This is a genomic window from Flavobacterium bizetiae (assembly GCF_902804475.1).
Lineage (GTDB): Bacteria > Bacteroidota > Bacteroidia > Flavobacteriales > Flavobacteriaceae > Flavobacterium > Flavobacterium bizetiae.
Map to the genome: position 1 here is coordinate 18408 of NZ_CADCSU010000103.1, position 22266 is coordinate 40673.

Consider the following 22266-nt stretch of genomic DNA (forward strand, 5'->3'; position numbering starts at 1 on the left):
ACCATGTTTGATAAAGTTAAAAAAAACGGAACAGAACTTTTAGGAAAAACAAATAGAATTGTTGAAGGAACCTCTATAATAGGTGATATTGTTTCTAAAGCTGATTTTAGATTAGACGGCGAATTGATAGGAAATTTTACTTCGCAAGGAAAATTAGTTATAGGAGCCTCAGGCGTTGTAAGAGGAGAAATAGTTTGCAATAATGCTGATATCGAAGGAGAATTTCAAGGAAAAATAAAAGTTTTAGAGATACTTAATATAAAGGCATCTGCGCAAATTCATGGTGAAGTTGCGGTAGGAAAGCTGTCTATTGAACCTGGAGCAGAGTTTACGGCGACTTGTACGATGTTAACAAATAATCCAAAAGAAGTAACGCTAAAAGATGGAAAAGGAGCCGAACAAAAATAGAAGGAATAAATGGATGCCGCTTATTAATATTCCCGTGCAAATGGGAATTATTATTTTTTTATTCTCTTATTTCGGTACATGGTTAGATGAAAATCATCCAAGTCCAAAAGTATACTACAATACAATCTTTGTAATGCTGGGCGTTGGCCTGGCATTATATAATGTTATACGCCAGGTAAATGACATTAATAAGACAAAGTGATTTTTGTCATTGAAAGCATTTGATAAAAAGTGCATCTTTGCATAAAATTATTTTTCAAATGCATTTAAAAAATTACAAATCCTTTTTACAATTATTCTTTTTTGCTTTGGCAGCATATGTTTTGCATAAAGCGGCTTTTTTAGTTTTAGATTTAAATACGCAAACCTTCTATTATAGTATAGAATTTTTGTATTTGATTTTTTTCGGATTATCCGCATTAATGTACCTTATACTATTAATAGTAAAAAAGAAAAATTTTGAGATTGTCGGAATGGCTTTCCTGTTCGGAACTTTTACTCAAATGTTAATAGGATATGTAATTTTAAGACCGATTTTAGAAAACCATAGTGCAGAGGTAATGGTTGAAAAAATCAATTTTTTTATAACATTTATTTTGTTTTTGTTATTTGAGACGCTTTTAACTGTCCGATTATTAAATGAAAAGCGTTAAAATAGGGATTCTGTAAAAAAGGGTTCAAAAATAATTTTTCATATCCTTTTGAATATTAATAAAAAATGTACCTTTGCACCAAATTTTAGAAACGTAAAAAATAAGATTTTTAACAGATATGGTGATTTCCAACAAACCGCTCAAATTTATTCTTGCAGCTTTAGTAGCTTGTTCTCCTGTAATGAGTTTTGCAAATTCAGAGAATGACTCAACGCATGTACAGACTGAAACTGCTCATGAAGAGAAAGTAATTTCGCATAACGTTCCCGTAGAAGGTGAGCATGAAGCTCTGGATCCAAAAGCTAAAGTAGACGCTTTTATTGATCATCACTTACAAGATTCTCATGATTTTGTTTTCTTCTCAGATGAAAAAGAAAATAAACATTATGGTTTCCCATTACCCGTTATTCTTATCGACGGAGGATTGAAAATTTTCTCTTCTTCAAAATTACACCACGGTGAAGAAGTTGCAGAAGTTGATGGAAACTTCTACAAACTAGTTCACGGTAAAATTTACAAAACAGATGCTGCCGGTACCATTACTTTTAATGAGCACGGACATCCTGAAAACGAAAAGCCATTAGATTTTTCTATTACAAAAAATGTAGTGTCAATGCTTTTTGTTGCAGTATTATTATTCATAATGTTTACTGGTTTAGCAAAATCATATAAAAAAGGACCAATCCCAACTGGATTTGGAAGAGTATTAGAACCGCTTATCATTTTCATCAGAGATGAAATTGCTATTCCTAATATTGGTGAGAAAAAATACAGAAAATATATGGGTTACTTATTAACTGTATTTTTCTTTGTGTGGGTGTTAAACTTATTAGGTATGACTCCGCTAGGAATCAACGTAACAGGAAATATTGCAATTACAGTTTGTTTAGCTGCATTTACTTTCATTATTACACAATTTAGTGCAAACAAAGATTATTGGGGACACATTTTCTGGATGCCGGGAGTTCCTGTACCAATGAAAATTATTTTAGCTCCAATTGAAATCTTAGGAACATTAACAAAACCATTCGCATTATTAATTCGTTTGTATGCAAATATTACTGCAGGTCACGTAGTAATCATGAGTTTGATCGCAATGATCTTTGTAGGTAAAAATTTAGCTGCAGATTTGCCAATCTCTTTAGGATTAACATTATTTATTTCGGTTATCGAAGTTTTAGTTGCATTTTTACAAGCCTTCATTTTCACAATGTTATCATCATTGTTTATTGGTATGGCTGTTCAGGATCATGATCACGCACATCATCACGAAGATGAAACTGCAATCATTTAATTAGAAGTTTAATTTTATATATATAAATAGTTATGGGAACAATTCCAACTTTAGTAGGTGCTGGATTAGTAGTAATCGGAGCAGGTTTAGGTTTAGGTAAAATCGGTGGATCTGCTATGGACGCTATTGCTCGTCAGCCAGAAGCTGCTGGTAAAATTCAAACTGCGATGATTATTATCGCGGCTTTATTAGAAGGTTTAGCATTTGCTGCTTTAATCTTAGGAAAATAATAAAGAAAGAACTAACAACATCTTTAACGGTTGGTTAAAGGTGTTGTTACTTTTAAAAAAAGAAATTAAATATTTAATATAGTTATAAAATGGATAAGTTAATTAACGATTTTTCATTCGGTTTATTCTTTTGGCAAGCTTTAATCTTGTTGGTTTTAATTTTACTTTTAGTAAAATTTGCCTGGAAACCAATTATGGAATCTATTATCGCAAGAGAAGAAGGTATTAAAAATGCATTACTTTCTGCTGAAAATGCAAAGAGAGAAATGGAAAACTTACAAGCTGACAATCAAAGAATTTTGAATGAAGCTCGTGCAGAACGTGACGCGATGCTAAAAGAAGCTCGTGAAATGAAAGAGAAAATGATTGCTGATTCTAAACACGAAGCTCAAGAGCAAGGTCAAAAAATGATCGAGCAGGCAAAAGCGGCTATCGAAAGTGAAAAAAATGCTGCTATGGCTGAATTGAAATTACAAGTTTCTACTTTATCATTAAGCATTGCTGAAAAATTGTTGAAAGAAGAATTATCTAACAAAGAATCTCAAACTAAATTAGTAGAGAAAATGTTAGGTGACGTAAAGCTAAACTAATATTATGGCAAGTACAAGAGCAGCAATTCGTTATGCAAAAGCAATTCTAGACTTAGCAAACTCTAAAGGTGTTGCCGGAGCTGTTAATAACGATATGAAGTCGATTGCTACAGCAATTGATACAAATGTAGAATTGAGTACATTTATTCAAAACCCAACTACAAAAGTTGAAGTTAAAGAAAGTGCTCTTTTAGAAGTTTTTGCAGATGCAAATGAAGTAACCAAAGGTTTATTTCATTTATTATTTGAAAACAAAAGATTTGAAATTCTTGAAGCAATTGCTTTAGAATATAAAAAATTATTTGATGAAGGAAATGGCGTTGAAGTAGCAAAAGTTACAACAGCAATTCCTATGGATGCAGCTTTAGAAGCTAAAGTTTTAGCAAAAGTAGCAACATTATCAGATAAAAAAGTAACAATAGAAAATATCGTAGATCCATCAATCATTGGAGGATTTATTTTAAGAATAGGTGATCAACAATACAATGCATCTGTTGCAAACAGATTGCAGGTATTAAAAAGAGAGTTAAGTAATTAGTTTTATTACACATAAAAGTGTCTAAATTATAAATTAAGATGGCGGAAATCAAACCTGCTGAAATTTCAGCAATATTAAGAAAGCAAGTAGAAGGTTTTGAATCTGGTGCTACGCTAGAAGAAGTAGGAACAGTACTTCAAGTTGGAGACGGTATTGCTCGTATTTACGGGCTATCGAATGTACAATATGGTGAGTTAGTTGAATTTGATAACGGACTTGAAGCTATTGTATTGAACCTTGAAGAAGACAATGTTGGTGTGGTACTTTTAGGACCATCAACTGGAATCAAAGAAGGATCAACAGCAAAAAGAACACAACGTATTGCTTCTCTTAAAGTAGGTGAGCAAATGGTAGGACGTGTAGTAAACACTCTTGGTTTTCCAATTGATGGAAAAGGACCAATTGGTGGAGACTTATACGAAATGCCTTTAGAAAGAAAAGCACCTGGTGTTATCTTCCGTCAGCCAGTAACTGAGCCATTACAAACAGGAGTAAAAGCAGTAGATGCTATGATCCCGGTTGGTCGTGGACAACGTGAGCTTGTAATTGGTGACCGTCAAACAGGTAAATCAACTGTTTGTATCGATACAATCTTAAACCAAAAAGAATTTTATGATGCAGGAAAACCTGTATTCTGTATATATGTTGCAATTGGACAAAAAGCTTCAACTGTAGCAGGAATCGCTAAAATGTTAGAAGAAAAAGGTGCAATGGCTTATACAGTTATCGTTGCTGCTAATGCTTCTGATCCAGCTCCAATGCAAGTTTATGCTCCTTTCGCAGGTGCTGCAATTGGAGAGTACTTTAGAGATTCAGGTCGTCCTGCACTTATTGTGTATGATGATTTATCTAAACAAGCTGTTGCTTACCGTGAGGTTTCTCTTTTATTAAGAAGACCACCGGGACGTGAGGCATATCCTGGAGACGTTTTCTACTTACACTCTCGTTTATTAGAGCGTGCTTGTAAAGTAATTGCTGATGACGGAATTGCTAAAAACATGAACGATTTACCAGATTCTATCAAGTCTATCGTAAAAGGTGGTGGTTCATTAACTGCTTTACCAATTATCGAAACTCAGGCTGGTGACGTTTCTGCATATATCCCAACAAACGTAATCTCGATTACAGATGGTCAGATTTTCCTTGATGGAGATTTGTTTAACTCTGGAGTTCGTCCTGCTATTAACGTAGGTATCTCTGTATCTCGTGTTGGAGGTAATGCTCAGATTAAATCAATGAAAAAAGTTTCAGGAACTTTAAAATTAGACCAGGCTCAATTCCGTGAATTAGAAGCTTTTGCTAAATTTGGTTCTGACTTAGATTCAGTTACTTTAAACGTAATTGAAAAAGGTAAAAGAAACGTTGAGATCTTGAAACAAGGTTTAAATGATCCTTATACTGTAGAAAATCAAGTAGCTATTATTTACGCTGGGTCTAAAAACTTATTAAGAAACGTTCCTGTAAATAAAGTAAAAGAGTTTGAAGCAGATTTCTTAGCTTACCTAAACAGTAAACATAAAGATACGCTTAACGCTTTGAAAGCTGGTAAATTAGATGACAACATTACTGACGTTATCGAAAAAGCAGCAAAAGAAATTTCAGCAAAATATAACTAATAAGATAATTCGTTAATTAGATAATTAGAAAATGTCTTAACATCATTCTAATTATCTAATTTTCAAATTGTCACATTTTCTAATTAATAGATGGCAAATTTAAAGGAAATCCGTAATAGAATTACTTCCGTTTCATCGACGATGCAAATTACATCGGCAATGAAAATGGTTTCTGCTGCAAAGCTTAAGAAAGCACAAGATGCAATCACTGCGATGCGCCCTTATGCCGAGAAATTAACGGAGTTGTTGCAAAACCTTTCAGCTACACTTGATGGTGAAGTTGGAGGAGATTACACAACACAACGTGAAGTAAAAAAAGTATTGCTTGTTGCTATAACTTCAAACAGAGGTTTATGTGGTGCATTCAATTCAAATATTATTAAAGAGGTTAAAAATCGTTCTGCTTTTTATGCCGGAAAACAAGTTGATGTTTTTCCTATTGGTAAAAAAGGAAATGATGTATTAAGTAAATCTCATAAAGTTCACGGTCACCATAATGCAATTTTCGATCATTTAACTTTTGAAAATGTTGCCGGAATTGCTGATAACCTGACTCAGAAATTTTTATCTGGAGAATACGACAGAATCGAATTGATCTACAATCAGTTTAAAAATGCTGCGACACAAATCGTTCAGACAGAACAATTTTTACCGTTAGCGCCAATTAAATCTGATGTACCGGTTTCTACTGGAGATTATATTTTCGAGCCTTCAAAAGAAGAGATTGTGTTAACTTTGATTCCTAAATCATTAAAAACACAATTATACAAAGGTATTCGTGATTCATTTGCTTCAGAACACGGAGCACGTATGACAGCAATGCACAAAGCAACTGACAACGCAACTGAATTAAGAAACCAATTGAAATTGACTTATAATAAAGCACGTCAGGCCTCTATTACTAACGAGATCCTTGAGATCGTTGGTGGAGCAGAAGCTTTGAACGGATAATTTATTCAAGACATACAAAAAAGACCCGATAAGTAATTATCGGGTCTTTTTCTTTATATAGTAGTTTTAGTTTTTTCTAATTTTAAACTTATAAAATGGTGATTCTCAATTCAATCAAAAACCGAGAATCAGTTACCATTTTATAAAATTATTGACAGATTTATCACCTCTGTAGTGCTTTGTCTTTTATGGGAACAAACTAGCTTTATCAGTCCCAATGCTCTGTTTTTTTTGAGGGTTACATATCAGCAGAATCACTCCCTTGTGCTTTGTCTTTTATGGGAACAAACTAGCTTTATAAGTCCCAATGCTCTGTTTTTTTGAGGGTTACATTTCAGCAGAATCAATCCCTTTGTGCTTTGTCTTTTATGGGAACAAACTAGCTTTATTAGTCCCAATGCTCTGTTTTTTTGAGGGTTACATTTCAGCAGAATCAATCCCTTTGCTTTGTCTTTTATGGGAACAAACAAGCTTTATTAGTCCCGGTGCTTTGCTTTTTTTTAAGGGTTGTATTTTAGCTTTGCTCATTCCCTTTGATACAAAGTTAGGATAGAAGTACTTCGAATTATTTATACAATTTTTTAACTTTATTATAAATTTCACACATACGGTTATAAAGTCTTATAACAGGCAATAGAAAAATGAGTATTTTTGATGTCTATTTTTTTATTACAATGAAACTACAAATAAAAGAGCTCACTACTATAGAAGCAATGGTTGATCAGATAGATACCATACGATTTTTATATCCTGATTTATCGATTGAAAAATACCAGGCTTATCTTTCTGAGATGGTGCCTCACAATTATATTCAGATTGCAGTTTTTGAGGAGGATAGTTGTGTCGGAATTACGGGTTGTTGGTCGGCGACAAAATTATGGACAGGTAAATATCTCGAAATAGATAATTTTGTGGTAAACCCTGATCATCGTTCTAAAGGAATAGGGAAATTATTGACAGATTATATCGAAAAAAAAGCCTTAGATCTGGATTGCAGTTCTATAGTTTTAGATGCTTTTACGGGAAATTTTGCAGCCCATCGCTTTTATTATAACCAAGGCTATGGCCCGAAAGGTTTTCATTTTGTTAAAATTCTCGACGAAAAAAAACTAACACAATAAAATTACACACCAATTTTTTTATTGAACCTACAAAATCAATAATAAACCAAAGAATTGGTTATTTTTGTTTTACAAACTTTATTATAAATTATTTTGGGATTATATAAAAATCTGTTCAAACAAACTGCTATTTACGGACTAGCGACTGTATTACCAAGAATGCTAAGTTTTTTATTGGTAAGATTGTACACTGGTATTTTACCAACTGCAGAATATGGCGAGGTTTCGATCGTTTTGTCATGGATGGTTTTCTTTAATGTGGTTCTTTCGTACGGAATGGAAACAGCATTTTTTAGATTCTATAGTGCCGAGGACGATAAGAAAAATGTAATTGCAACGTCGACAATATCAATATTTTGGTCATCGATTATTTTCTTATTTGCGGCTTTAATTTTTAGAAATACATTGGCAAGTCTTGCCGAAGTCGATGTACAATATATTACCTATACCGTTTGGATTTTAGTTTTAGATGCCTTGGTTTTAATACCTTTTTCTAAACTTAGAGCCAATCAAAGACCAATGGTTTATGCAGCAATCAAAATAGGAAATGTAGTAATCAATTTATTGCTGAATATTTTCTTTTTAATGTATTTGCCTAAGCTTGCTGCTTCAAATCCTAACTCTGTTTGGGATAATTTATATGTAGAGAATTTCCAGATTGCTTATATTTTCATTGCAAATCTACTGGCGAGTTTAGCTACATTTATTGTGCTTTCGCCAAATTATCTTTCGTTGGGAAGAAAATTCGATCCGATACTTTGGAAAAAAATGATGAAATACGGTTTACCAATTTTGGTTGCCGGACTTGCCTTTGCTGTTAATGAGCATTTCGATAAAATTCTATTAGGATATTTATTGCCTGAAAATTTAGCAAAATCTGAAGTTGGAGCTTATTCAGCTTGTTACAAATTAGGATTGTTTATGGTTTTGTTTGCTACAGCTTTTAGATTAGGAATCGAACCTTTCTTTTTTAGTCATGCTAAAAACGCAAATGCGCCTCAAACGTATGCAGTAATTACAAAATATTTTGTTATTCTGGGATCCTTAATTCTATTAGGAGTCATTGTTTTTGCCGATGTTTTAAAATATCTTTTACTAGACAATAAATCGTATTGGGAAGCAATGAAAGTAGTGCCACTAATTATCCTGGCGAACTTCTTTTTAGGAATTTACAACAACTTATCTGTTTGGTACAAACTAACAGATAAAACAAAAATTGGAGCATATATTTCGATTGTTGGAGCAATAGTAACATTGGTTTTAAATTATTTTTTAATTCCAAAATACAGCTACTACGGTTCAGCAATTGCGACTATTTCTGCTTACGGAAGTATGATGTTGATTTCTTATGTACTAGGAAACAAATATTATCCAATACCATATGATATGAACAAAATTGGAGCTTACTTAGGAATTTCAATTGTTTTTTCGGCCATTTCTTTTTATGGATTTAGAGAAAATTATTTTGTTGGAATTCCGTTATTATTAGGATTCATGTATTTTGTGTATCACAACGAGAAAGACACGATCAAGGGAATTATGAATAGAAAATAAAATTGAGTTGTAATAAATTCAATCTTAATCTTTTAAAATAAAAATGAAAATACAAATTATCAATAAATCACAGCACGCTTTACCAAACTACGAAACAATTGCTTCGGCAGGAATGGATTTACGTGCAAATTTAACCGAGTCTATCACATTAAAACCATTAGAAAGAACCATCGTAAAAACGGGACTTTTTATTGAATTGCCAATTGGTTACGAAGCACAAGTTCGACCAAGAAGTGGTTTAGCAGCTAAAAAAGGAGTTACAGTTTTAAACTCTCCAGGAACGGTTGATGCCGATTATAGAGGCGAAATAGGGGTAATTTTAGTAAATTTATCAAATGAAGAATTCGTAATCGAAAACGGAGAACGAATTGCACAATTAATTATTGCCAAACACGAAAGAGCAGAATGGATTGAAGTTACAGAGCTTTCTGAAACATCAAGAGGCGAAGGCGGATTTGGAAGTACTGGAGTTAAATAGTTTTCAGTTGCAGTTACAGTAATCATTTTCTGTAATTTGCGACCTTAAAAATAAAATGAAAGACCTTGCGATCTTTGCGAATCCCGATAGCTATCGGGATCGCGAACTTTGCGGTTAAAAACTTTAAGTTGCAGAACAAAGTAACCTTTAAGGTTAAAAATTAAGAACCAAACTAAGAGGATTTTTTTAAATCTTCGAATAAAATAAAGAGATAAATGAAAATAATCGTTCCAATGGCGGGTCGCGGATCAAGACTTAGGCCACATACTTTAACCGTTCCTAAACCATTAATTCCTGTTGCAGGAAAATCTATTGTACATCGTTTAGTCGAAGACATTGCTAAAATATTAAAAGAACCTATCGAAGAAGTTGCTTTTATTTTAGGAGATCCTGCTTTTTTTGGAGATGATTTGGTAGAAAGTTTAGAAGAATTGGCCGGAAGTTTAGGAGCAAAAGCTTCGATCTATCGTCAGGATTTACCATTAGGAACAGGTCATGCGATTATGTGTGCCAAAGAATCTTTATCGGGTCCTGCAGTTATCGCTTACGCGGATACATTAATCAGAGCAGATTTTGAATTAGATCCTGCTGCTGATGCCGTGATTTGGGTAAAACAAGTAGAACAGCCGGAAGCATTTGGCGTAGTAAAACTTAACGGAAATAATGAAATTATAGAATTGGTAGAAAAACCAAAAGAATTCGTAAGTGATTTAGCCGTTATCGGAATCTACTATTTTAAAGAAGTGGGAGATTTGAAAAAAGAACTTCAGGGAGTTTTGGATAATAATATCCAGAATGGTGGAGAATATCAAATCAACGACGGAATTAAAGCAATGATGGCCAACGGTAAAGTTTTTAAAACCGGAAGCGTTGACGAATGGATGGATTGCGGAAACAAAGATGTTACTGTCGAAACCAATTCAAGAATGTTAGGATTCTTGCATAACGACGGAGAGCATTTAGTAGATTATGATGTAAAATTAGAAAACTCAACTATTATTCCTCCTTGCTATATTGGCGAAAATGTAGTGTTGAAAAACGCAACAGTTGGGCCAAACGTTTCAATAGGAAAAGGATGTCACGTAATCGACAGTTCGATAAAGAATAGTTTAGTACAAACCTATTCTCAAATAAAAAACGCTAACTTAGACAATGCTATGATAGGAAATCACGTTGTTTATGACGGCAAGTTTACCAGCATTAGCATTGGTGATTATTCGGTTTTAGAATAAATAATAAGCTTAAATAGATTCGTTTTTGTTTAAAGATTAAATTTTAAAGATGATACAAAAAGGAGTTATAGTCATTTTATTTTTCGTTTTGCTTGGCAATCCAATTTCGGTTATGGCACAAACAGAACCGGAAGATATTGCTATGGCAACAGATGAATATCAGGATGCTTTTTATGAATCATTAAAACAAAAAGGAATTGAAAATTATGATAAAGCAATAGCATCGCTGGATAAATGCGTTAAGCTAAAACCTAATGATGCTGTAGCTTATTTCGAATTGGGAAAAAATTATCTGTCATTAAAAGATTATCGAAATGCACAGGATTCTTTTGAAAAAGCGACACAATTAGATCCAAAAAATAAATGGTACTGGTTAGGAATTTACGATGTAAGTTACGAAACCAAGAACTATCCTTTGGCAATTGAAACCATTCAAAAAATAATTGCTTTTGATGAAGAATACAAAGACGATCTGATTTCATTATATATGATTACAAATCAGTTTGACAAAGCCCTTGTAACGATCAATGAAATGAACGATAAATTCGGAAAATCAGAAGATCGTGACCGTTATAAAATGCAGATTTTATCTCAGGGAAAATATCAGAATGCTGAAATCACGAATCTTATCGATCAGATAAAAAAGAGTCCAAAAGAAGAATCGAATTATATAAATCTGATTTTTTTATATTCAAAAGCAGAAGAAACAGACAAAGCTCTTGAAGTTGCGAAACAATTGGCAAAAGAAGTTCCTACATCAGAGTGGGCGCAAGTAAGTTTGTTTAAAGTTTATATAGACGCAAACCAGGCAGACAAAGCTATTAAAGCGATGAATGTAATTTTATCAAGTTCAAAAATTGATTCAAAAATTAAGCATCGTACTCTAAATGAGTTTTTAATTTTTGTGAATAAAAATCCACAATATGCTCCTGATTTAGAGAAAGCCATTGCTTATTTCGATAATGATAAAGAAATTGATGTTGCAAAAGAAGTTGGAAAATTTTATCATAGCAAAGGTCAGTTTGAGAATGCTATTAAGTATTATGAGAAAGATTTAAAATCAAATTCAGATACAGATCGTGAAACCAATTTGTTGTTGCTTGAGGCATATACACAAGCAAAACAATTTGAACCGATGACAAAAAGAGCGATGAATATGATTGAAATTTATCCTAGTCAGCCACAATTTTATTATTATGCCGGCTTAGGAAACAATCAGTTACAACAATTTAAAAATGCAAAAACCGTTTTAGAAATGGGACTCGATTATGTAGTCGATGATAAAGCGTTGGAAGCAAATTTTAATATTCAGTTAGGAGAGGCATACAATGGTTTAGGAGATGCTAAGAAAAAAGAGGAATACTTTTTGAAGGCAAATGAATTATTAAAGAAAAAAAAGTAAAAGAGTAAATTCAGATGAAAAAATATATAGCACTAGTATTAGCAACAGCTTTTATGGTTTCTTGTAAATCAAAGGCAGTTGCAGTACAAAATAATAACGGCACTACAGAAGTTATTACAAAAGAAGATAAAAAAGCAGTCGAGAAACATTATGAAAATAAATTAGATTTTTCGACTTTATACATAAAAGCCAGCGCTAAATATGCTGACGAAAAACAAAGTCAGAATGTTACTGCCGACATTAGAATCGAAAAAGACAAACAGATCTTAATAAGTGTACGTTTTTTAGGAATTACTATGGCAAAAGCTTTGATAACGCCAACAACAGTAAGTTACTACGAAAAAATAAACAGTACCTATTACGAAGGCGATTTTACTAGTTTAAGCAAATGGCTAGGAACTGAATTAGATTATAGCAAAGTTCAGAATTTATTAGTAGGAGAAGCACTTGACGATTTAAGAAAAGGAAAATATACCCAAACAATTGTAGACAATCTTTTTAAATTAGAAGACGAAAAAGAAACGAATATAAAGAAAGCATTCTTTTTAGATGCAGATAAATATTTAGTGCAAAAAGAAGAGATTTCTCAGCCTTCAGAAAACAGAATGCTGCAAATTTCCTATGGTGATAGTAAAGTTTTTAATCAGGGAACAATCCCAACCAGTATTGAGATTAATGCTATTCAGCCAAAAGGAAAAACCAATATTAATTTGAATTACAACAATATTTCATTTAATGAAGAACTTTCTTTTCCATATAGCGTACCAAGTGGTTATAAAAAAGTTATAATTAAGTAAATTTGCAAAAAGAAAACATAAACATGCCAAAATTTCTCCTAAGCCTAATTTTTATATGTGCCACTACATTTGTATGGGCACAAGATTCGCAACAAGAAAAACTTGAGCAGCGTAAAGCTCAGATTCAGCAGGAAATTAGAGACAACGAAAAAATGCTGCAATCTGTAAAGAAAAAAGAAAAATCAGCAGTAAATGTTTTTTTAATTCAGGCGAATAAAATTAAACTGAAAGAGAAACTGATAAATACTACGGCAAAACAAGAAAAGCTTTTAAGTAATGATATGTATATTAATCAGGTTAAGGTTAATAAACTAAAAAAAGAACTTGAAATATTAAAAGCCGATTATGCAAAAATGATTCTAAAATCATATAAAAGCAGATCTGAGCAAAGTAGAGCCATGTTTATTTTATCTTCAGAAAGCTTTTTGCAAGCATACAAAAGAGCGCAATATTTAAAACAATATACCAATTTTAGAAAAAATCAAGGTTTAGAAATTCAATCAAAAACCGCACAATTAGTTGATTACAATGCTAAATTGGACGGACAAAGACAGGTTAAGAAAAAAATTATTGCCGAAAATCAAAAAGAAAAACAAAGCTTAGAAGTTGAGAAACAAGAACAGCAAAAGTTAGTTAACTCGATTAAAAAAGATAAAAATAAAATTATTGCCGATACAAAAGCGAAGCAGCAGGAATCGAGAAAAATCGATGCTAAAATTAAAGAGCTGATCCGCGAACAAATTAGATTAGCCAATCAAAGAGCCGAAGAAGAGAGACGCAGAAGAATTGCAGAAGGTAAAGCCAGCGAAGCAGAAAAAGCAGAAGCGTCAGCACCTAAAAGTTATTCATCAGACAGAATTACATTAACTCCGGAAGGTAAAATCTTAGCTGCCGATTTTAAAGCCAACAGAGGAAAACTGCCTTGGCCGGTAGAAAAAGGATTTATATCTCTTGGTTACGGAGATCAGCCGCATCCACTTTATCCAACACTTACAGTTCATAATTCAGGAGTAGAGATTACTACAGAACAAGGAGCAAGCGCACGCGCTGTATTCGAAGGAGTAGTATCAAAAGTTATCGCTTTATCTCCTGTAAACAGAGCTGTTTTTATTCAGCACGGAGATTACTTTACAGTATATCAAAACTTAAGTTCAGTATCTGTCGAGCAAGGTGACAAAGTAAAAGTGAAACAAGTTATCGGGAAAGTAAGAACAAGTGGAGATACAGGAAAAACAATCATTAAGTTTTTGATTCTTCAAAACGTATCGAATAACAATCCGGAAGGATGGTTACAAAACAGATAATAAAAAAGGGAGCTAAATTAGCTCCCTTTTTCGTGGGTTGGTTTTTTGGTTAATCATATTGTTCTAGAAAATATCTTAAAATATCAGTTGTAGTAACGATACCTTTAAGCTCTCCATTATCTACCACCGGAAGCGCATGAAACTCTTCTTTTACAAAAATTTCTGCCGAATCTCTAATGATCGTAGTAGACGATATTGTTTTTGGTTTTGCTGTCATAACCTGAGCAATCGTCAGCATGTCCAGAATTGCTTCGTCAGCACCTTCCTGACCTTCAAATAAAGCCCCAAAAGTCAATCGGTTAATATCTGTTCGGCTTATAATACCAATTACCTCTTTGTTTCGGATAACCGGGATATGACGAATATTATGTTTCTTTAATTTTTCAACTACTTTTCTTAAGTCGTCATTTTCGTTTACGGTCACGACGCTTTTAGTCATGATATGACTGATTGGTTCTCTTTTTTTCATAATTGATACGTTTTAAAGTTCTATCAAATGTGTCCAAAAATTCTCATAAATAATATGATTTTTGTCAGTTCGGAGAGATAGTTTGGTTTAATTTTAAAGACCTGATTTTTTATCTTTTTATTGAAAATGACAATCGAAATTGTAACTTTATAAAGGATAAAACAGATTTGAAGATAAAAATCATTCTATTGTTCATTTGAAATTGTATCGATTGAAATTTAAAATAGTATTTTTGCACTATGGAAACAAATAGACAGAAAAAAATAGGCGGTGTCATCCAGAAAGATTTGGTTGATATTTTGCAAGGTGAAGTGAGAAAAAACGGAATTACTAATTTGGTAATTTCGGTATCCAAAGTTAGTGTTACTACAGACTTATCTGTGGCAACAGTTTATTTAAGCATTTTTCCTCAGGACAAAGCCAAAGAAACTTTAGAAGGTATAAAGTCAAACAGTACTTTAATCAAGCATGATTTATCACAACGTGTTCGTTTGCAATTGCGTCGTGTACCCAACCTGGTATTCTTTATCGATGACTCTTTAGATTATATCGAAAAAATTGATAACGCATTATCAAACAGAGAAAATCCAATCGAAAATCGTGATCTTTTAGAAAAAAGAAGAAAATCATAAATTGAATTTCCCCCTTTACATAGCCAAACGTTATATTTTTAGCAGAAGTAAAAACAATGCTATCAATATCATTAATCGCATTGCCAGCATGGGAATTATTGTTGGCACAATGGCTTTGTTTGTGGTTTTATCTGTTTTTAGCGGATTAAAAGTCTTTAGTCTTTCGTTTACAAACGAGATAGATCCCGATCTAAAAATTACAAGTACTTACGGAAAATCGTTTTTGATTACGCCCGATCAGGAAAATCAAATTAAGAAAATTGACGGTGTAGTTTTATATACCAAAATTATCGAAGAACGTGTTTTGTTTTTGTTTAAAGACAAACAACAAGTTACTTATCTAAAAGGTGTCGACAGAAATTATCCTGTAGTAAACGACATCAAAAAAAAACTCTTTAACGGAGACTGGCTAAAACCGGATACATATCAGGTGGTTATTGGTTACGGAATTGCACAGGATTTTTCGATGGGAATCCTTGATTTCGAAAACCCTCTGCAGATATTCGCACCAAAACCCGGAAAAGGAGCAATCGAAAATCCGGAAGAAGCCTTTAATAAAACAGATGTTTTACCTGTCGGAATTTATTCAATCAGCGAAGATTTAGATTCAAAATATGTGTTTGCTGATATAGGTTTAGCTCAGGAGTTGCTGATGTATAAACCGAATCAAATTTCAGGAATCGAATTTCATCTGAAAGAAGGAGCAAATGAAAGGGCTATTAGTGACAAGCTAAATACCATTTTCAATAATAAAATCACCATAAAAAACAGAGCTCAACTTAATGAGTCTTTGTATAAAATGCTAAATACAGAGAATATCGTGGTTTACCTGATTTTTACTTTGGTAATTATTGTGGCCCTTTTTAATTTGGTTGGAGCATTAATTATGATGATTTTAGAAAAGAAAGGAAATCTTAAAACCCTTTTTAACCTTGGAACAGAAATCAGTAGTTTGCGAAAAATATTCCTGCTGCAAGGAACTTTGCTAAGCGTTTTTGGAGGGATAATTGGTCTCATTCTCGGTATTATTTTAGTGCTGTTACAACAGCGATTTGAACTTATTATGATCACCCCAACTTTGGCATATCCGGTAGTTTTCAGTCTTGAAAATGTGCTTATAGTTATGGGAACAATTGTATCACTTGGTTTTGTGGCTTCCTTAATCGCCAGCAGTCGTGTAAGTAAAAAGTTATTAGATTAATATTTTCCTAAAAAATATTACTTATATTTATCCTCTTAAAAAACTACAGTTTATGATTGTTTCTGCCTAATCCTATTTTATTTTTTCGAATAATTAGGATACTTACGTTTATTTTTCTTCTGTTCAGATCTTTGAATCTGGACCAATTTTATCATTTATCCTAATACATCATGACAGAAACAACTATACAGAAAAGTTTATTTTCTAAAATTTTCACCACTTTAAAACAAGCCATCAAAGGAGACGAATCTTTTGATTATACCGTAGGAAGTATCAAAAAAGCAGTTATTCTATTGGCCATTCCGATGGTCTTAGAAATGATGATGGAATCTGTTTTTGCTTTGGTCGATCTTTATTTCGTAGGACATTTAGAGCACAGCAGTTTTGCGATTCAAACCGTAGGATTAACAGAATCTGTACTTGCTATTATATATTCAGTCGCTATTGGTATGAGTATGGCCGCAACAGCAGTTGTTGCCCGACGCATTGGCGAAAAAGATCCTGTTGCAGCAGCAAAAGCCGGAATGCAGGCCATTATTATTGCTTTTGTGATCAATTGTATCATAAGTATTTTTGGCGTTATTTATGCCAAAGAAATCCTGATGTTAATGGGCGCTTCTGAGGAAGCGGCAGAACACGGTTATATTTTTACCCAAATTATGATTGGCGGAAGTTTATGCATTATGCTTTTGTTCCTGATTAACGGAATATTTCGCGGAGCAGGAAACGCAGCAATTGCCATGAAAAGTCTTTGGTTAGCCAACATTTTAAATATTGTTTTATGTCCGATATTAATTAACGGTTTCGGCCCAATTCCTGCTTTTGGATTAACCGGTGCAGCAATCGCTACCACTTTAGGAAGAAGTATTGGAGTATTGTATCAGGTATTTCATTTGTTTTTTGGCAATGGAGCTTTAAAAATCAAACTTTCTTATTTCATTCCGGATTTTCATCAAATAAAGGCATTGGTAAAAATTGCTGCTCCGGGAGTTCTACAATTCGTTATTGCATCTTGCAGCTGGATTTTTCTGGCGCAATTGGTAGCAACAACAGGCGGAGATCATGGATCTGCAGGATATCAGACTGCGCTTAGAATTATGATGTTTTTTATTCTTCCGGCTTGGGGATTAAGTAATGCCGCAGCAACTCTGGTAGGGCAAAACTTAGGAGCAAAACAAATCGATCGTGCCGAAAAATCAGTTTATACTACGGCCAAATACAATGTCATTTTTATGGCGACCATTATGGTAATTGTATTGTGTTTTGGAAAGTATATTATTTCGTTTTTTACCAACGATGAATTGGTAAAAACAATAGCTGTCGAAGCCTTACAGATTATGAGTATCGGATTTATCTTTTACGGAATCGGAATGGTTTTAATCAATACATTCAATGGGGCAGGAGATACCTGGACACCAACCGGAATTAATTTCTTTGGTTTTTGGTTGTTCCAGATTCCACTTGCTTATGTGTTGGCAAAACATTTTAATATGGGGCCAACAGGAGTTTTTATCGCAATTCCGGTTGCGGAAACTGCAATAACATTGGCGAGTATTTTCTTTTATAAAAGAGGAAAATGGAAACGTATTCAAGTATAATTTATAACAAAAAAGACCTTCAAATTTTGAAGGTCTTTTTTTATATCAGGTCTTTGTCAAAGTTTAAAACTTTGACAAAGATTATATTATAGTTTAAACAAACTCATATCCAGCATAAACCTGCTCGATTTCTTTCATAATAGCAAACAAAGCTTCAGGTTCATCAGTAGTTACCAGTTTTTGTTTGTATTCTTTAAAGGAATGAATTCCTTTAAAATAATTGGTATAATGACGGCGCATTTCAACAATTCCTAAACGTTCGCCTTTCCATTCCATCGACCACATAAGATGATTTCTGGCAGCTTCTACACGATCAGCAACTGTTGGAGCAGCTAAGTGTTCACCCGTCTTAAAATAATGCTTGATTTCGTTAAAAATCCACGGATAACCAATAGCAGCACGACCAATCATGATTCCGTCAATACCATATTCGTTTTTATATTTTAATGCTTTTTCAGGATTGTCGATATCGCCATTTCCAAAAATAGGCATTGTAATTCTCGGGTTGTTTTTTACACGTGCAATATGCGACCAATCAGAATGCCCTTTATACATTTGAGCACGGGTTCTTGCATGAATCGTTAAAGCTTGAACACCAATATCCTGAAGTCTTTCAGCAACTTCATCAATGTTGATTGAATTTTCATCCCAGCCTAAACGCGTTTTTACCGTTACAGGCAAATCTGTACTTCTGATAACCGCTTTTGTCAAACGAACCATCAAATCTACATCTTTTAAAACTCCGGCTCCGGCACCTTTACAAACTACTTTTTTTACAGGACATCCAAAATTAATATCCACTAAATCAGGTTTTACTGTAGAAACAATTTTAGACGAAAGTGCCATTGCTTCTTCATCACCACCAAAAATCTGAATTCCAACCGGACGTTCGTAATCAAAAATATCCAACTTCATTCTACTTTTGATCGCATCACGAATCAATCCTTCAGACGAAATAAATTCAGAATACATCATATCAGCGCCATGCGTTTTGCATAATCTGCGAAACGGCGGATCACTAACATCTTCCATCGGTGCGAGTAATAAAGGAAATTCGGGTAATTCTATGTTGCCAATCTTGACCATCTTCAATATTTTGTGCAAAATTACAACTTTTTAGTCGAATTGGCACAATTCGAGGTACAAAGGCTCAAAGTAACAAAGGGACAAAGGTTTTTTTATAACGTTGATTAAGAGCCTTTGTCCCTCTGAACCTTTGCAACTTTGCACCTATAAAGTTACCTATAATCAAAAAATCGAATTGGTTTTCGGCTCATTGGGTTAAAAACTAAAGGATTTAAAGTTTCTTTCGAGGCGAACTCGATCTTTGGTGTAACTCTTAATTTGGCTCTAAAGTGATCTTTTATTTCTTGTAAAAATTCAGAAGATTGATTTTTTACCGCAATTTTTATCAGGATTTCATCCGTTCCTAAATCGTTGGTCGAGATCTCGATAATATGATTTTCGATATTATCAAAACCACTCAAAACATCATTCATCGCTGGCGGATAAAGTGTTGTACCTTTGTATTTTATCATTTGTTTTTTACGTCCCACAACTGGTCCAACGCGCAACGTATTTCGACCGCAAGCGCAAGGACTGTGGTGTAACTGAACAATATCTCCGGTTTTAAAACGTAACAAAGGCATCGCTTCAATACCTAAAGTCGTAAAAGTTAGTTCGCCAATTTCGCCCTCTTTTACAGGAATATTATTTTCGTCCAGCACTTCAACAATAATCAATTCCGGATGATGATGGCCACCATTTCCGTGTTCGCATTCTGTAAAAGCGGTGCTCATTTCTGTAGAAGCATAAGTCGAAAACAACTTAATATTCCATTTTTCAGTGATTTTATTCGATAAGATATTCATCGAAAAATCCTGATTACGCAAAGATTCACCAATGCAAATTGCACCTTTTATACTCGAATTATTATAATCAATTCCGTGTGCTTCGGCGTATTCAATTAACTTTAATAAAAACGAAGGAACGGTAATTAAATAAGAAGGTTTGTATTTTAAAATCGAATCCCATTGCAATTCTGGAATTCCGGCACCAACACGAATTACGCCCACTTTTAGTTTTCGCAAACCAAGAAAATAGGCAAGACCAGCCATAAATTTTCTGTCGATTGTTGTCATTAATTGCACTACATCACCTTCGGCAATTCCGGCGCAGGCAAACGAAATCGCTTCATTATACGCCAATCGGTCTAAGTCAGAATCTGTTAAACCAAAAGTTACAGGATCTCCTAAAGTCCCTGAAGTCGAAGCATAATCGATAATTTTATGTTGCGGAACACACAAAAAATCATCGTTGTATTCTTGTAAATCTTCTTTTGTTGTTACAGGCAAATATTGCAAATCTTCGAGCGTTTTAATTTTCGAAATATCAATATTTTGTCCTGCAAAAAGGCGTTTGTAAAAAGGGGAATTTTGACTGATATATTCTAAAAGTTCGACTAATTTTTGCTCTTGAAAATTTTTAATTTCTTCTAAAGAATCTTTTTCTATTAATGGAATCATCGTAATTTTCTTTTGATTTTTTTTAAATAATCTTCAATTGCTGTTTTATCAGGAACTGTCGTAATTTCTTTGGTTAAAGCTTTTTCAAAATTGGCCTGAGAAAGCTGGTATTCTTTTTTTTGATAAAAGTACAACCCTGCTTTGTAATACACAACCCAATAATCAGGGTTTAAGGATTGATAATTCTGGATAAATTCAGGATTGATCGTTTCTTTATTTTTAAGATACAGATCTATTTTATGATCTTCAATTCTAAATTTTTGATAGTTTTTGTATTGAATGGTTTCCAGAAAAGGATCTTTTGGAATGTCTAAATTTTTCTGTTGAAAAGAAGAAACAACTGTTTTCATTTTTCTTTCTTTAAAAATAGAATCCAGATTATAGCAGACAAATTCGCCTAACTGATATGGATTTGCCGAAACCCAAACCAATTTTTCTTTTGGTTTAAAAATTACTCCATGATGTGCCATTAATTGATTCAGGGCTTTTTCGTTGCCATAACCCAGCGCAATATTTTGTAAACCGTCTTTATTTCTTAGAATTTCAGAGGCAATTTTTGGGTTGATTTTCGGGTTTTCTGCAAAAAGTTCCTGCATTCTTTCAAAGCGATATTCAGAATGGCTGTTGGCAATTTGCAATTGATTTCGTTTTTCGTTTTTTAAATCCTCTCCCTGAAAATGGTTGGAACAAAACAATTGATCGCTATTTGGTACTTCATAAACGTCCATTTTTTTGGGTGAAACTTCAATTAAAATCGCTTTGTTATCGTGTGCACTTCCAACCATAATAGATTCTGAAACAAAAACTTCCCTTTTTTTAGCAATCGCAATCGCTTCTTCAATATTCTTGGTATGTTGCAAAATTTCACGTGTCAAAATCGAAATAGGAGTTTTGGCAATCAACGGTATTTTAGATTTCGAAGCATTAATCGTAACCGTTAAACCTTCTTCATTCATTCCGGAAACCGCGCCCACCATTCCGGGCCAGGTGATCATCATAAATTGATGTCCTTCTTTCGGATTTATAAACGCCACGATTTTATTTTCCGCGAAAGCGTCATTAACATAAAAATCAAAATTACGCCCGAGGATTAAATTTCCGTCCTCAGATTTTTCTCCCCAGGCAGCAAAAGAGGAGCAACCCACCAAAGCCAAATCCTGCAAAGCGTGACCAATATCGTGCGCGGCGTGCAAATACAAACTACGCTGAAATTGTGGCGCGATATTATCAAAATCATGCGATGTGTATTGCGAAACGCCAAAAATTTCGGTTTGATATTCTTCAGGAACATTAAGATATAATTTTCTGTTGTACCATTTTAGAAAATTTCGAAGGAGTCTTTGCTGAAATTTCGACGGAACAATATCCTTTATTTTCGAGAAGAATATATGTTCCTGATTTTTTAAAAGAGAATCAGACAAAGCGCCGGTATTAAGACCAATTTCAAGCGGATCGCCTTCGACGTATAATTCCCAAAGTCCTTGTTTATTTTTTAAAAGTGAATTTTTTCCCGAAACAAAAGCGCTGTCAGATTGTTTTACGACAACGGGCTTTGTTGCATTATAATTGGCAACTTCAGGAAGATGATGCATAGATTTTGATGTTCCGCAAGAGGCTAACACCAATAAAAAACCAACGAAAAAAAATAAATTAATTCGGCTTTTCATATCTAC

Annotated in this window: 23 protein-coding genes; 19 read left to right on the top strand and 4 right to left on the bottom strand. The window is 33.6% G+C overall.

Features of this window, described 5'->3' with window-relative positions; genetic code table 11:
• Window positions 1–3: 3 nt before the first annotated feature.
• The 16 genes from FLACOL7796_RS13660 to FLACOL7796_RS13735 all read left to right on the top strand — a co-directional run bounded on the left by FLACOL7796_RS13660 (window position 4) and on the right by FLACOL7796_RS13735 (window position 14168).
• The gene (locus FLACOL7796_RS13660; RefSeq protein ID WP_173971322.1) at window positions 4–408 is read left to right on the top strand and encodes a bactofilin family protein; all 405 of its coding nucleotides are present in this window, start codon (window positions 4–6) and stop codon (window positions 406–408) included.
• Window positions 383–610, top strand: a complete 228-nt coding sequence (locus FLACOL7796_RS13665; protein ID WP_173971323.1) for an AtpZ/AtpI family protein — start codon at window positions 383–385, stop codon at window positions 608–610. Before FLACOL7796_RS13660 ends, FLACOL7796_RS13665 begins: the two co-directional genes overlap by 26 nt.
• Window positions 611–647: 37 nt before the next feature.
• Window positions 648–1061: a hypothetical protein gene (locus FLACOL7796_RS13670; RefSeq protein WP_232067378.1), complete on the top strand. Its 414-nt coding sequence runs from the start codon at window positions 648–650 to the stop codon at window positions 1059–1061.
• Window positions 1062–1179: 118 nt separating this feature from the next.
• Window positions 1180–2355, top strand: coding sequence for a F0F1 ATP synthase subunit A (gene atpB, locus FLACOL7796_RS13675; RefSeq protein WP_173971325.1), 1176 nt, complete (start codon window positions 1180–1182; stop codon window positions 2353–2355).
• A gap of 32 nt (window positions 2356–2387) precedes the next feature.
• Window positions 2388–2585: an ATP synthase F0 subunit C gene (gene atpE, locus FLACOL7796_RS13680; protein ID WP_008465835.1), complete on the top strand. Its 198-nt coding sequence runs from the start codon at window positions 2388–2390 to the stop codon at window positions 2583–2585.
• Window positions 2586–2674: 89 nt separating this feature from the next.
• Entirely contained in the window at window positions 2675–3175 is a 501-nt protein-coding gene (locus FLACOL7796_RS13685) for a F0F1 ATP synthase subunit B (RefSeq protein WP_173971326.1), read from the top strand.
• A gap of 4 nt (window positions 3176–3179) precedes the next feature.
• Window positions 3180–3713: an ATP synthase F1 subunit delta gene (atpH, locus tag FLACOL7796_RS13690; RefSeq protein ID WP_173971327.1), complete on the top strand. Its 534-nt coding sequence runs from the start codon at window positions 3180–3182 to the stop codon at window positions 3711–3713.
• Between the two features lie 38 nt (window positions 3714–3751).
• On the top strand, window positions 3752–5329 hold the full coding sequence (atpA, locus tag FLACOL7796_RS13695) for a F0F1 ATP synthase subunit alpha (protein ID WP_053472983.1): 1578 nt from the start codon (window positions 3752–3754) through the stop codon (window positions 5327–5329).
• 90 nt (window positions 5330–5419) lie between these two features.
• Window positions 5420–6280, top strand: a complete 861-nt coding sequence (gene atpG / locus FLACOL7796_RS13700; RefSeq protein WP_078006589.1) for an ATP synthase F1 subunit gamma — start codon at window positions 5420–5422, stop codon at window positions 6278–6280.
• Between the two features lie 674 nt (window positions 6281–6954).
• Window positions 6955–7401 carry a GNAT family N-acetyltransferase gene (locus FLACOL7796_RS13705; protein WP_173971328.1) on the top strand — a complete coding sequence of 149 codons (447 nt, stop codon included), beginning with the start codon at window positions 6955–6957 and terminating at the stop codon, window positions 7399–7401.
• Window positions 7402–7494: 93 nt separating this feature from the next.
• Entirely contained in the window at window positions 7495–8955 is a 1461-nt protein-coding gene (locus FLACOL7796_RS13710; protein WP_173971329.1) for a lipopolysaccharide biosynthesis protein, read from the top strand.
• 43 nt (window positions 8956–8998) lie between these two features.
• Complete coding sequence (gene dut / locus FLACOL7796_RS13715; RefSeq protein ID WP_173971330.1) at window positions 8999–9433, top strand: dUTP diphosphatase; 435 nt, start codon at window positions 8999–9001, stop codon at window positions 9431–9433.
• A gap of 215 nt (window positions 9434–9648) precedes the next feature.
• Window positions 9649–10665, top strand: coding sequence for a sugar phosphate nucleotidyltransferase (locus FLACOL7796_RS13720; protein WP_173971331.1), 1017 nt, complete (start codon window positions 9649–9651; stop codon window positions 10663–10665).
• 49 nt (window positions 10666–10714) lie between these two features.
• The gene (locus FLACOL7796_RS13725; RefSeq protein WP_173971332.1) at window positions 10715–12067 is read left to right on the top strand and encodes a tetratricopeptide repeat protein; all 1353 of its coding nucleotides are present in this window, start codon (window positions 10715–10717) and stop codon (window positions 12065–12067) included.
• 14 nt (window positions 12068–12081) lie between these two features.
• Window positions 12082–12864, top strand: coding sequence for a DUF4292 domain-containing protein (locus FLACOL7796_RS13730; RefSeq protein WP_173971333.1), 783 nt, complete (start codon window positions 12082–12084; stop codon window positions 12862–12864).
• Window positions 12865–12887: 23 nt separating this feature from the next.
• A complete protein-coding gene (locus FLACOL7796_RS13735) occupies window positions 12888–14168 on the top strand; it encodes a murein hydrolase activator EnvC family protein (protein ID WP_173971334.1) in 1281 nt (426 codons plus the stop codon).
• 49 nt (window positions 14169–14217) lie between these two features.
• Here the strand turns inward: FLACOL7796_RS13735 and FLACOL7796_RS13740 are convergent, their stop codons facing one another.
• Window positions 14218–14637 (bottom strand): CBS domain-containing protein, encoded by a 420-nt coding sequence (locus FLACOL7796_RS13740; protein WP_173971335.1) that lies wholly within the window; start codon window positions 14635–14637, stop codon window positions 14218–14220.
• A 239-nt stretch (window positions 14638–14876) separates the two neighbouring features.
• On the opposite strand from FLACOL7796_RS13740, the gene rbfA reads away from it, so the two are divergent.
• From rbfA to FLACOL7796_RS13755, 3 genes are all read left to right on the top strand, one after another.
• Window positions 14877–15269 (top strand): 30S ribosome-binding factor RbfA, encoded by a 393-nt coding sequence (gene rbfA / locus FLACOL7796_RS13745; protein ID WP_173968114.1) that lies wholly within the window; start codon window positions 14877–14879, stop codon window positions 15267–15269.
• A gap of 1 nt (window position 15270) precedes the next feature.
• Window positions 15271–16470, top strand: coding sequence for an ABC transporter permease (locus tag FLACOL7796_RS13750; RefSeq protein WP_173971336.1), 1200 nt, complete (start codon window positions 15271–15273; stop codon window positions 16468–16470).
• Window positions 16471–16640: 170 nt separating this feature from the next.
• Entirely contained in the window at window positions 16641–18068 is a 1428-nt protein-coding gene (locus FLACOL7796_RS13755; RefSeq protein ID WP_173971337.1) for an MATE family efflux transporter, read from the top strand.
• A gap of 93 nt (window positions 18069–18161) precedes the next feature.
• Here the strand turns inward: FLACOL7796_RS13755 and dusB are convergent, their stop codons facing one another.
• The 3 genes from dusB to FLACOL7796_RS13770 form a co-directional block, all read right to left on the bottom strand.
• Entirely contained in the window at window positions 18162–19154 is a 993-nt protein-coding gene (gene dusB / locus FLACOL7796_RS13760) for a tRNA dihydrouridine synthase DusB (protein WP_173971338.1), read from the bottom strand.
• Between the two features lie 152 nt (window positions 19155–19306).
• Window positions 19307–20593 (bottom strand): phenylacetate--CoA ligase family protein, encoded by a 1287-nt coding sequence (locus FLACOL7796_RS13765; protein WP_173971339.1) that lies wholly within the window; start codon window positions 20591–20593, stop codon window positions 19307–19309.
• On the bottom strand, window positions 20590–22260 hold the full coding sequence (locus tag FLACOL7796_RS13770; protein ID WP_173971340.1) for a C45 family autoproteolytic acyltransferase/hydolase: 1671 nt from the start codon (window positions 22258–22260) through the stop codon (window positions 20590–20592). The genes FLACOL7796_RS13765 and FLACOL7796_RS13770 overlap by 4 nt, the downstream gene beginning before the upstream one ends.
• Between the last annotated feature and the right edge of the window lie 6 nt (window positions 22261–22266).